Raw genomic sequence first — 12,044 nt, 5'->3', positions numbered from 1 at the left:
ATGGGCGACTCGTCACGGATGACTGGCCTGTTGATCACTCGGCTCTGGCGGCGTGCCCTGCTGCTCGCCTGCCTGCTGCTGGCCGCGCCGGCGTGGAGCGCCGACATTCTGCTGACCGCCGCCGAAGACGGTGCCGGTGTGCAAGCATTTGCCCAGGCCCTGGCCCAGCAACGCCCCGAAGACCGTGTCACCTTCACCGCCCTCAAGGACTTGCCGGCACCCGGTCGACTGCCGGCCAACACCCGTCTGATTTTGCTGGACCTGCCCGGCCTCGACTGGCGCCTGCAAGAACCTCAGGGCCCGCCAACCCTGGTGCTGCGCATCAGCCGCCTGCAAGCCCATCAGCGCCTGGGAAACATGCCGCACCCACGCATCAGCCTGCTGTGGAGCGACCCGCCGCTGGATCGCCAACTGCGCCTGATCGCGGGCATCCTGCCGCAGGCGCGGCGCATCGGCGTGCTCTATGGCGCCGACAGTGAGTTCCTGCTGCCCGAACTGCGCCAGCATGCCGCGCCGCTGGGCCTGGAGATCGTGCCGCAGCTGTGGGACAACATTAATGACAGTCGGCCGCTGCAGACCCTGTTCCGCAACAGTGACGTACTGCTCGGCCTCGACGACCCGCAGTTGTACAACCCGAAAACCGCGAAGAACCTGTTGCTGAGCAGTTACGCCCAGCAATTGCCGCTGATAGGCCCGAACGCGGGCTTCGTGCGGGCCGGCAGCCTGGCCAGCACCTACAGCGACCAGGCCGACTGGCTGGCCGTGCTCGACCGCCTGCTCGACCACTCGCCGGCCAACTGGCCGCGCTCGCTGTACCCGGAACGCTTCAAAGTCGTGGGCAACCCGCAAGTCGCGCGCTCACTGGGGATCGAACAGGTGGATGAAGCCAGTGTCGGCGCCCGATTGGCCGAAGGAGAAAAACGCCCATGACCTTGCGTCGTCGTTGGGACATCAACACCCGCACCCAGCTCATCACTCTGGGCCCGGCGCTGTTGCTGACGTTGCTGTTGATCAGCTTCTTCACCTTCGTGCGTATCCAGGATTTGCGCCAGGAACTGGACCACACCGGTCAACTGATCGCCAACCAACTGGCGCCCGCCACCGAGTACGGGGTGATATCCGGCAACAATGATGTGCTCGACAGCCTGTTGCGCGCCACGCTGGCCACGCCCCATGTGCGTTTCCTGGAGATCCAGGACAGCAGCGAGAACATTCTGGTGTATGTCGAGCAACCGTCGGAGAAGCACGACCGTTCGCTGTCGGTGAAAGTGTTCCAGGCGCCGATCCGCCTGCAACATATCCAGCTGGGCAATGATTTTTTCCAGGACAACCTCAATGAACCCAAGGCGCCGCGCGCGGACTACCTGGGCCGGGTGATCGTCGGCATGTCCAACGATGCGTTCAGCCAGCGCCAACAGGAGATCCTGTTCAAGGCAGGCATCCTCGCGCTGTTCGCCCTGCTGTTTACCTTCCTGCTCGCACGGCGCCTGGCCGCCAGCCTGTCGCAGCCGATCAGCGCCATGGGCCATGCGGTGAAGGCGATCCAGCAAGGCGACTACCAGACACCGCTGCCGATTGTGGATGACTCGGAGCTGGGCGACCTGTCGCGGCATATCAACAACCTTGCCGAAGGCCTCAACCAGGCCAGTCGCGAACAGCAACAGGCCATGGCCCAGTTGATCCAGACCCGCGAAGAGGCCGAGCGCGCCAACAACGCCAAGTCAGACTTCCTGGCCATGATGAGCCATGAACTGCGTACCCCCATGAACGGCGTGCTGGGTATGTTGCAGTTGCTGGAAACCACCGAGATGACCGAGGAACAGACCGAGTACGCGGCGCTTGCGTCGGAGTCCACCGAGCATTTGCTCAAGGTCATCAACGACATCCTCGACTTCTCGCGTATCGAACGCGCCGCCCTGGAACTGGAGCATATTCCGTTCAATCTGGCGGACCTGATCAACAGCTGCGCCCAGGCCTTCCAGCACAGCGCCCAGCAACGTGGGCTGGCGCTGCAACTGGCGATCCCGCTGGGGATGGACGCCTTGCACGTGCAGGGTGACCCGACACGGATCCGCCAGATCCTGGTGAACCTGATCGGCAACGCGCTGAAGTTCACCGAGCACGGCAGCGTCAGCGTCGAGCCCCATTGGCAGACCCTCGACCATGAACTGGTGTGGTTCACCTGCACCGTGCGCGACAGTGGCATCGGCATTTCCGCCGAACGCCTGGAGGCGATGTTCGACGCGTTCCAGCAGGCCGACAGTTCCATTTCAAGACGTTACGGCGGCACCGGCCTGGGCCTGCCCATCGCCCGTACCTTGGCCGAACGCATGGGCGGTACCCTGCGCGCCCAGAGCGAGGAAGGCCGCGGTTCGGTGTTCACCCTGGAAATTCCCCTGGCCATCGACCAGTACAGTGTGCCGGCGATTGCCAGCGACGCCGACGGCAAAGCCAGTGCGGGCGATGGTCGCCATGTGCTGCTGGTGGAAGACAACCCGGTCAACCGCACCGTGGTCGAAGCCATGCTGCGCAGCCTGGGGTTTGAAGTGAGCCTGGCCACCGACGGCGCCGAAGCGATCCGCAGCGCCGAGAGCCTGATTTTCACCGCCATCCTGATGGATTGCCGGCTGCCGTTGATCGACGGCTACGAAGCCACCCGGCAGATTCGTCAGTTGCCGGGCTGCGCCGACTTGCCGATCATCGCCCTGACCGCCAACGCCTTGCAGGGCGACCGTGAAGCCTGCCTGGCAGCGGGAATGAACGATTACCTGGCCAAGCCGTTCAAACGCACGGATTTGCAGCAAATCCTACAGCGCTGGGTGCAATAGCGCCGCGCCATCAGCCAACTCCGACTGGCGTGAAAGGCGAAAGTGCGGCAGTCTTAGGCACCCGAACGGGCCGATAAACAGGCCCGGTTTAAAATTTCAGTGAACAAGTGTACATTCAGTGCCTTGCCGCTGTGACTTTCACTACAACGCAATAGTCTATGTGTAGGCTGCCGACATGAGGCATGAACGCTTCATTCGGTTCGGGAAGATTTACCCTACCCTGCCGCATGGGATTATTGAGGAGCTCGCATGACCAAACAAAACGCCTTTACTCGGGAAGACCTGCTGCGCTGCAGTCGCGGTGAGCTGTTCGGCCCAGGTAACGCGCAACTGCCCGCCCCGAACATGCTGATGGTGGATCGCATCACCCATATCAGCGAAGAGGGTGGCAAGTACGGCAAAGGTGAATTGGTCGCCGAGCTGGATATCACCCCGGACCTGTGGTTCTTTGCCTGCCATTTCGAAGGCGACCCTGTGATGCCAGGCTGCCTGGGCCTTGACGCCATGTGGCAGCTGGTCGGTTTCTTCCTCGGCTGGCAAGGCTTGCCGGGCCGTGGTCGCGCCCTGGGTTCGGGCGAAGTGAAGTTCTTTGGCCAGGTCCTGCCGACCGCCAAGAAAGTCACCTACAACATTCAAATCAAGCGCGTCCTCAAGGGCAAGCTGAACCTGGCCATCGCCGATGGTTCGGTGAGCGTCGACGGTCGCGAGATCTATACTGCCGAAGGCCTTCGGGTCGGCGTATTCACATCCACTGACAACTTTTAAGGGTTATCCGCATGCGCCGCGTCGTTATCACTGGTCTGGGCATTGTTTCTTGCCTGGGCAATGACAAAGAGACCGTCACCGCTAACCTGCGTGCAAGTCGCCCTGGCATACGCTTCAACCCGGAATATGCCGAAATGGGTCTGCGTAGCCAGGTTTCCGGCTCCATCGACCTGCCCCTCGAAGAACTGATCGATCGCAAGATCTATCGCTTCGTCGGCCACGCTGCCGCCTACGCCTACCTGGCCATGAAAGACGCAATCGCCGACTCCGGCCTGAGCGAAGACCAGGTCTCGAACGTACGCACCGGCCTGATCGCCGGCTCCGGCGGCGCATCGACCCTGAACCAGATGGAAGCGCTGGACATCCTGCGCGAAAAAGGCGTGAAGCGCGTTGGCCCGTACCGTGTCACGCGGACCATGGGCAGCACCGTTTCCGCCTGCCTGGCCACGCCGTTCCAGATCAAGGGCGTGAACTACTCGATCTCCTCTGCCTGCGCCACCAGTGCTCACTGCATCGGTACTGCGGTTGAGCAGATCCAGCTGGGCAAGCAGGACATCGTGTTCGCCGGCGGCGGTGAAGAAGAGCATTGGAGCCAATCGTTCCTGTTCGACGCCATGGGCGCACTGTCCACCCAGTACAACGAAACCCCGGAAAAGGCCTCCCGCGCCTACGACGCCAAGCGTGACGGTTTCGTCATCGCCGGCGGTGGCGGCATGGTGGTGGTCGAGGAGCTGGAACACGCCCTGGCCCGTGGTGCCAAGATCTACGCGGAAATCGTCGGCTACGGCGCCACTTCCGACGGCTACGACATGGTTGCCCCGAGCGGTGAAGGCGCCATCCGTTGCATGCAGATGGCCATGTCCACCGTTGATACCCCAATCGACTACCTGAACACCCACGGCACCTCGACTCCGGTCGGCGACGCCAAGGAAATGGAAGGCGTGCGTGCGGTATTCGGCGACAAGGCTCCGGCGATCAGCTCTACCAAGAGCCTGTCGGGTCACTCCCTGGGCGCTGCTGGCGTTCACGAAGCGATCTACTGCCTGCTGATGATGGAAGGCAACTTCATGGCCGGCTCGGCCAACATCGACGAGATTGATCCGGTGGTGGCTGACATGCCGATCCTGACCAAGACCGTTGAGAATGCAAAAATCGACACCGTGATGAGCAACAGCTTCGGCTTTGGTGGCACTAACGCTACCCTGGTGCTGAAACGCTGGCAGGGTCAGTAAGACCTGTAGCTTGATTGCATGAAAAAGCCCCGACTGGTTCGGGGCTTTTTTGTGGGCAATTGCCAACCCTGTGGCGAGGGAGCTTGCTCCCGTTGGGCTGCGAAGCAGCCCCGGCGACTGCTGCGCAGTCGAACGGGAGCAAGCTCCCTCGCCACACAAAGCGGTTACACCGAAAACCGCGCCACCATCGTGTTCAGGTCCACCGCCAACCGCGACAACTCCTGGCTCGCCGCGCTGGTCTGGTTGGCCCCGGTCGAGGTCTGATGCGCCAGGTCGCGAATGTTCATCAAATTACGATCCACCTCCCGCGCCACCGCCGCCTGTTGCTCGGATGCGCTGGCGATTACCAGGTTGCGCTCGTTGATCAAGGTAAACGCCGAGGCGATTTCCTCCAATGCCGTGCCCGCCGACTTGGCGATGTCCAAGGTCGAGCGTGCACGGGTGTTGCTGTGTTGCATCGAGCTGACCGCCTGATCGGTGCCCTGTTGAATCCCGCTGATCATCTGCTCGATTTCCTGGGTCGACTGCTGGGTGCGATGGGCCAACGCCCGCACTTCATCGGCCACCACCGCAAACCCACGTCCGGCATCCCCGGCGCGCGCCGCTTCAATCGCCGCGTTTAACGCCAGCAGGTTGGTCTGCTCGGCAATCGAGCGAATCACGTCCAGCACCTTGCTGATGCCATACACCTTCTGCGCCAGGTCCTCGACCTGGGTCACGTTGTCGGTGACATCGGTGGCCAGCGCCTCGATTGACACCACGGTCTGATGCACCTGTTCACGCCCATGCTGGGCAATGCGGTCGGACTCGCGTGAAGCCTGGGACGTGGCCACCGCGTTGCTTGCCACCTCCTCCACCGCCGCCGTCATCTGGTTCACCGCGGTGGCGGCCTGCTCGATTTCCTGGTTCTGCTGGTGCAGGCCGCGAGTGGCATCTTCAGTTACGCAACTGAGTTCCTCCGAGGCGGACGCCAACTGGTTCGACGATTCGGCAATACGCCGGATGGTGTCGCGCAGGTTGTCCTGCATGCCCTTGAGCGCCTGCTGAAGGCGCGCCGGCTCATCGTTGCCACTCACATGGATCTCGCCGGTCAGATCGCCACTCGCCACGCCCTGGGCGACTTTCAGCGACTGGGCCAAGGGCAACACGATGCTGCGCGTCAGCCACACGGCTAGGCCGATGGTGATCAGTGCGGTGAGCACGATCATGCCGATAACCCAACTGCGCGACTGGATGAATACGCTTTGCGCCAGGCTGGCAGCCTGATTGGCATTGGCTTTGTTGAGGTTGACCAAGTCATGCAGGGTCGTAGCCATCTCGTCGGCAAGCTGGTTCATCTCACCGTTGACCACTCGGATCGCGTCTTCGAGCTGGTTGGCCTTGGAAAACCCTACGACCTGCTCCTGACGTTGCAGGTACTGCTGCTCTTGGGCCTTGAAGCGATCAAACAGCGTACGCTCCTCGGGCAGCACGATCAGCGCTTCATAAAGCGTTTGCGCATGGTGCAGGCCGTTTTTGAGGTCGCTGAGTTTTTGCTCGTTCTGCGCCAGCGCCTGGGGATCGCGGTTGACCAGCAGACGCAGGGTCAGCGCACGGATGCGCAGCAGGTCCTGGCTCATCTCCCCCACGGCCATCACGCTGGGCAGCCAGTTATTTTCCACCTGGTCCGACTGCTGGCGCATATTGGCCATCTGCAACAGGGCGAAACCGCCCAGGGCAAATACCATCAACGCCAACAGGCCAAATCCCAGGCCTGCGCGCGGGGCGATATTCAGACTTCTGATACTCATGCCTTGGCTCCTTCCAAATGCGCTGCATCCATTTGCAGCTGGCTCTTGAAAGGTATCGGCCTATGAGCGCCTTTGCGTAAGACGAAAACGCGATATCAACGCGACGCACCATCGCAGGTAGCTTTAGGCAGGATGGCCAGGAAGTTGTCTCGCGCCACTTTTCGGGCGACGGCCTCCGGCAATGCATCCAAAAAGGGATCGAAGCTTCGTATCTTCCTACCCAACTTGTTGAAACGCCCTACTACGTCCGAACCCAACATAAACCGCTCAGGGAAGCGTTCCACCAGCGCTACCCACTCGGGGCGAGGCTGGCCGGCATCATCCAGCAGATACGGCGTGAGCATGCTCCAGGACAGGTCGATGTACAGGTTGGGATAGGCCTCCAGCAGGCGACTCAAAGTCGGCAATAAAAAGTCCATCTGCACCTGATGACGATGAATTTCCTTGCTGGTGCCGGCATGGGCCCAGATGAAGCGCGTGTGCGGATGATTGCGCAGCGGTTCTTCCACTTCAGCCAGGTAAAGCGGATTGCGCTCACGCTTGGAGGTGATATTGGAGTGCAGCATCACCGGCAGGTCGTTTTCCGCCGCCAGGTGATAAATGCGGGTCATGGCTTCGTTATTGGCGCGCGGGGTGTCGCCGGCAGTAATGGCCGTGAGGTCGTCATGACGGGTGAAGACTTCGCCAATGCCCTGCCACAGCCCTGGGTCGAGGTCGAGCATGCGCTGGATATGGGCGACCGAGTTCTTATCGTTGGGGTTGAAGCCGGACAGAAACGGATGGAAGTGGCGGCGTTGCTCGGGGGGCAGCTTGTTGACCGCTGCGGCGACGATCACGTCGGTGGCGCTGTACCAGTAGGCATCGGCGTCATCACCGGCGTAGTAACGCGGCCGCTTGGGTTCATCTTCGTGCCATTTTTTCGCAACGGGTATGCCGGAAATCATCACATGCTCGATGCGGCTGTCGGCCATGGCCTTGAGCAGCTTGTCCATCCCTGCGGTTTCCTGGAAGAAATCCACGTAATGCAGGTGCGCATCGCTGTAGGTATAGTCGCGGGCCTGCACAGCAAGGCTGCTGGCGGTGAGCAACAGGGCCAGCGTCAGGCGGGTCCAGGGCACGATAAAACCTCGATAAGGGCTGATACGGGTAGACCTTGCTCACGCTGCCTGGGTTCATCCGGCAAAAAAAGGCGGAACACCGAAGTGCCAGCATGCTCTATAACTGCATGACCTTCATCCTGCCACCCTGTGAGGTTTACCATGCCTGTTACCGTGAATACCCTGAACCAGGACAACTTCCGTCATAGCGTCAATATCAATAACCACGAGTTGTTTACCGACCTGCCCAAAAGCCTGGGCGGCGACGATTCGGCGCCCTCCCCCCACGACTACTTCGACGCCGCCCTGGCGTCGTGCAAAGCCCTGACCGTCAAGCTCTACGCACAGAAGAAAGACATCCCGCTGACCGGCGTGACCGTGGAAGTCACCCACGACGCCACTGAAGAGCAAAAGGGCAAATACAAGCTCAACGTCAAGCTGACGCTCAAGGGCGTGCTCACCGACGAGCAACGCGACGAACTGCACCGTGTGGCGGATCGCTGCCCGGTGCACAAGCTGATGACCACCGCCGAAGTCACCATTGAGACAAAGCTGTCGGAAGGCGCCTTCAGCCAATAGCAGCAACATCCTACCGAGCGGGTTATGCTCAGCTTCATCTAACCCGCTCAGACTGGGACGTGCCATGCCCCCCCTCACCGTGATCCGCCCTCGCCTCGAAGACGTCGAAGGCCAACCGATCCTGCGCCCGCTGCCGTCGCGGGAATGCCGCAGCGTCGGGCCCTTTGTGTTCTTCGACCATATGCTGCTCACCCGCTATGCACCGGGCGATGGCATGAATATCCGCCAGCATCCGCATATCGGGCTGTCGACCCTCACCTATCTGTTTGAAGGTGCTTTGCAGCATAAGGACAGCCTGGGTTCGGATCAGGTGGTGCAGGCCGGTGATGTGAGCTGGATGACGGCCGGCAGCGCGATTGCCCATGTCGAACGCACCCCTGAGCCGCTCAAGGCCAGCGGTTTTAGCCTGCACGGGCTGCAAGTGTGGCTGGCCTCGCCCAAGGACCATGAGACGGGACCGGGGCATTACAGCCATCACTCGGCAGCGAGCCTGCCGGTGAGTGACAACCTGGGCGTGCAGGTCCGCATGATCGCGGGCGATGGGTTCTGCCTCAAGTCGCCGGTGCCGGTGCTGTCGCCCACCCTGTACGCCGAGGTGCAGATGCAGACGGCCACGACGCTGCTGGTTCCGGATGAGCATGAGGAACGAGCGGTGTACGTGCTGGAAGGTGAAGCACAGTTGGACGGTGAACTGCTTGAGGTGCATAGCCTGGTGGTCTTGCCCGCCGGTCAGGAGATGACGCTGTTCGCCGAGAGCGATTGCCACTTGGTGGTATTTGGCGGCGCGCCGCTGGATGGGCCGCGGCGGATCAACTGGAATTTTGTCGCGAGTGATCCGGCGGTGATCGAACAGGCCAGGCAGCGCTGGGCGGCTGGGGATTGGCCGACGGTGCCGGGTGAGTCCGAAAGAATCGAGTTGCCGGTGAGATAGCATTCGCGAGCAAGCCCGCTCCCACATTTTGATCTGTGAACACCCTCAAATGTGGGAGCGGGCTTGCTCGCGAAGAGGCCAGCACAGGCGCTGAAAAATCAGCCCTGGAACACTTCATCCAACAAATCATGCATCGACTCGAACGCCCGCTTGGCCGTCTTCGCGTCATACATCATCTTGCCCGGCACATTGGCATGGGGATCGGTGAACGAATGCACCGCGCCGCCATAGCTCAGCAATTGCCAATCCACACCGGCCGCGTTCATTTCATCTTCGAACGCCGGCAGTTGCGCTTTCGGCACCAATGGATCGGACGCACCATGCAGCACCAGCACTGAACCCTTGATGTGCTTGGCACCAGCTGGGTTTTGGGTGTCGATGGTGCCGTGGAACGAGACCGCCGCCTTCAAGGGCGCACCGGTCCGCGCCAGTTCCAGCGAGCAGAAACCGCCAAAGCAGAAACCGAAGGTCGCCAGCTTCGAAGTATCAACCTCGGCCTGGCCCTGCAACTGCTCAAAGGCAGCTTGCATACGCTTGAGCAACTGTGGATTGTCATTTTTCAACGGCATCATCGCCGCGCCAGCTTCATCGCCATTCGAGGGACGCACGGTCTGCCCGTACAGGTCGGCGATCAGCACCACGTAGCCCTTGCTGGCCACGCTCTTGGCGATCTCTTCGGCACCCGCACTCACCCCCATCCAGTTCGGCGCCATCAGCAGGCCCGGCAGCGGGCCCTTGTGGCTGGCATCGAACGCGAGGCGGCTTTCATAAGACTGGCCATCAATCTGATAGACCACGGAACGTACAGTGACTTGGCTCATCATTTACTCCAGTTGAGGTGCACTAGAACGAAAAAACCCGCCGAAGCGGGTTTTTCTACATCAGGGTCAAACCGACAGTTCAACCAACAGCTTGTTCAGGCGGCGCACATAGGCGGCCGGGTCTTTCAAGCTGTCGCCAGCGGCCAGGGCCGCCTGGTCGAAGAGGATGTGCGACAGGTCGCCAAACCGCTCTTCGCTTTGCTCGCCGTCGAGTTTCTCGATCAGCGGGTGAGCCGGGTTGAATTCTAAGATCGGCTTGGAATCCGGCACTTTCTGGCCGCTGGCTTCGAGGATCTGGCGCATCTGCATGCCCAGGTCCGCTTCGCCGATGGCCAGGATCGCCGGGGAGTCGGTCAGGCGGTGGGAAACCCGCACTTCGCTGACCGCCTCGCCCAGGGACGCCTTGATCCGCTCAACCAGGCCTTCTTTGGACTTGGCGACTTCTTCGGCTTCTTTCTTCTCTTCTTCGGAGTCCAGGTTACCCAGGTCCAGGTCACCACGGGCCACGTCGACGAACGACTTGCCGTCGAACTCGTTGAGGTAGCTCATCAGCCACTCATCGATACGGTCGGTCAGCAGCAGCACTTCGATGCCTTTCTTGCGGAAGACTTCCAGGTGCGGGCTGTTCTTGACCTGGGCGTAGGTTTCGCCGGTCAGGTAGTAGATCTTGTCCTGACCTTCCTTGGCGCGAGCCAGGTATTCGGCCAGGGACACCACTTGCTCGCCGCCTTCTTCGTGAGTCGAAGCAAAACGCAGCAAGCCAGCGATTTTTTCTTTGTTGGCGAAATCTTCCGCCGGGCCTTCTTTCATGACCTGACCGAAGTTTTTCCAGAAGCCTTTGTATTGCTCAGGCTCGTTCTTCGCCAGTTTTTCCAGCATGTCGAGCACGCGCTTGGTCAGTGCCGACTTCATGGAGTCGATGATCGGGTCTTTCTGCAGGATTTCCCGCGACACGTTCAGCGACAAATCGTTGGAGTCGACCACGCCTTTGATAAAGCGCAGGTACAGCGGCAGGAAGGATTCCGCCTGGTCCATCACGAACACGCGCTGCACGTAGAGCTTCAGGCCTTTCGGCGCTTCACGCTGGTACAGGTCGAACGGAGCACGGGCCGGTACGTAGAGCAGCGAGCTGTATTCCAGCTTGCCTTCGACCTTGTTGTGGCTCCAGCTCAGCGGGTTTTCGTAGTCGTGACCGATGTGCTTGTAGAACTCCTGGTATTCCTCGTCCTTGATCTCGGTACGCGGACGGGTCCACAGCGCGCTGGCGCGGTTGACCACTTCCCATTCCTGGGCAGGAGCCTCTTCGCCTTCGGCAGCCGCTTGTTCTTTCGGCAGCTCGATTGGCAGGGCGATATGATCGGAGTACTTCTTGACGATGTTGCGCAGGCGCCAGCCATCGGCAAATTCATCTTCACCGTCTTTGAGGTGCAGGACGATGCGGGTACCACGGTCGGCCTTGTCGACAGTGGCGATTTCGAATTCGCCCTCGCCTTTGGACGACCAGTGCACGCCTTCGCTGGCGTCGAGGCCGGCACGACGGCTGAACACTTCCACTTGGTCAGCCACGATGAAGGCCGAGTAGAAGCCCACGCCGAACTGGCCGATCAGGTGCGAATCTTTCTTCTGGTCGCCCGACAGGTTCTTCATGAAGTCGGCCGTACCGGATTTGGCGATGGTGCCCAAATGGGTAATCGCGTCTTCGCGGTTCATGCCGATGCCGTTGTCTTCGATCGTGACGGTCTTGGCGTCCTTATCAAAGCTCACACGGATTTTCAGTTCGGCGCCACCTTCCAGCAACTCAGGCTTGGACAGGGCTTCGAAACGTAATTTGTCGACAGCGTCAGAGGCGTTCGAGATCAATTCGCGAAGGAAGATTTCCTTGTTGGAATACAGCGAATGGATCATGAGGTGCAGCAGTTGCTTCACCTCGGTCTGGAAGCCCAGGGTTTCCTTTTGAGTTTCCACACTCATGGTCATCAAACTCCAATTGGATGGCAGTGG

Annotated in this window: 10 protein-coding genes and 1 pseudogene; 6 read left to right on the top strand and 5 right to left on the bottom strand. The window is 60.7% G+C overall.

Annotated elements, in window-relative coordinates:
• The 4 genes from HX823_RS15770 (at position 1) to fabB (ending at position 4,825) form a co-directional block, all read left to right on the top strand.
• Positions 1-930, top strand: a complete 930-nt coding sequence (locus HX823_RS15770; RefSeq protein ID WP_038843965.1) for an ABC transporter substrate-binding protein — start codon at positions 1-3, stop codon at positions 928-930.
• Positions 927-2,828, top strand: a complete 1,902-nt coding sequence (locus tag HX823_RS15765; RefSeq protein ID WP_177075444.1) for an ATP-binding protein — start codon at positions 927-929, stop codon at positions 2,826-2,828. The genes HX823_RS15770 and HX823_RS15765 overlap by 4 nt, the downstream gene beginning before the upstream one ends.
• A gap of 249 nt (positions 2,829-3,077) precedes the next feature.
• Positions 3,078-3,593, top strand: a complete 516-nt coding sequence (gene fabA / locus HX823_RS15760; protein ID WP_010211704.1) for a 3-hydroxyacyl-[acyl-carrier-protein] dehydratase FabA — start codon at positions 3,078-3,080, stop codon at positions 3,591-3,593.
• Between the two features lie 11 nt (positions 3,594-3,604).
• Positions 3,605-4,825 (top strand): beta-ketoacyl-ACP synthase I, encoded by a 1,221-nt coding sequence (gene fabB, locus HX823_RS15755; RefSeq protein WP_016979549.1) that lies wholly within the window; start codon positions 3,605-3,607, stop codon positions 4,823-4,825.
• A gap of 164 nt (positions 4,826-4,989) precedes the next feature.
• Here the strand turns inward: fabB and HX823_RS32330 are convergent, their stop codons facing one another.
• From HX823_RS32330 to HX823_RS15745, 3 genes and pseudogenes are all read right to left on the bottom strand, one after another.
• A complete protein-coding gene (locus HX823_RS32330; RefSeq protein WP_371317968.1) occupies positions 4,990-5,853 on the bottom strand; it encodes a methyl-accepting chemotaxis protein in 864 nt (287 codons plus the stop codon).
• Positions 5,845-6,615, bottom strand: a pseudogene (locus tag HX823_RS32325) (MCP four helix bundle domain-containing protein); the annotation flags it as partial. The pseudogene HX823_RS32325 and the gene HX823_RS32330, both read right to left, overlap by 9 nt.
• 95 nt (positions 6,616-6,710) lie before the next feature.
• A complete protein-coding gene (locus HX823_RS15745; RefSeq protein WP_177075440.1) occupies positions 6,711-7,733 on the bottom strand; it encodes an amidohydrolase family protein in 1,023 nt (340 codons plus the stop codon).
• A gap of 141 nt (positions 7,734-7,874) precedes the next feature.
• Here HX823_RS15745 and HX823_RS15740 point away from each other — a divergent pair, with 141 nt between their 5' ends.
• Both HX823_RS15740 and HX823_RS15735 read left to right on the top strand, forming a co-directional pair.
• A complete protein-coding gene (locus tag HX823_RS15740) occupies positions 7,875-8,291 on the top strand; it encodes an OsmC family protein (RefSeq protein ID WP_033897639.1) in 417 nt (138 codons plus the stop codon).
• A 64-nt stretch (positions 8,292-8,355) separates the two neighbouring features.
• The gene (locus tag HX823_RS15735; RefSeq protein ID WP_177075438.1) at positions 8,356-9,222 is read left to right on the top strand and encodes a pirin family protein; all 867 of its coding nucleotides are present in this window, start codon (positions 8,356-8,358) and stop codon (positions 9,220-9,222) included.
• A 98-nt stretch (positions 9,223-9,320) separates the two neighbouring features.
• Here HX823_RS15735 and HX823_RS15730 read toward each other — a convergent pair whose 3' ends face one another.
• Positions 9,321-10,043: a dienelactone hydrolase family protein gene (locus HX823_RS15730; RefSeq protein WP_177075436.1), complete on the bottom strand. Its 723-nt coding sequence runs from the start codon at positions 10,041-10,043 to the stop codon at positions 9,321-9,323.
• Between the two features lie 66 nt (positions 10,044-10,109).
• Entirely contained in the window at positions 10,110-12,014 is a 1,905-nt protein-coding gene (gene htpG / locus HX823_RS15725; RefSeq protein ID WP_177075434.1) for a molecular chaperone HtpG, read from the bottom strand.
• Positions 12,015-12,044 lie beyond the last annotated feature (30 nt).

The organism is Pseudomonas sp. P7759 (assembly GCF_013386445.1).
GTDB lineage: Bacteria > Pseudomonadota > Gammaproteobacteria > Pseudomonadales > Pseudomonadaceae > Aquipseudomonas > Aquipseudomonas azotoformans_A.
This window is presented reverse-complemented; position numbering and strand designations above follow the sequence as displayed.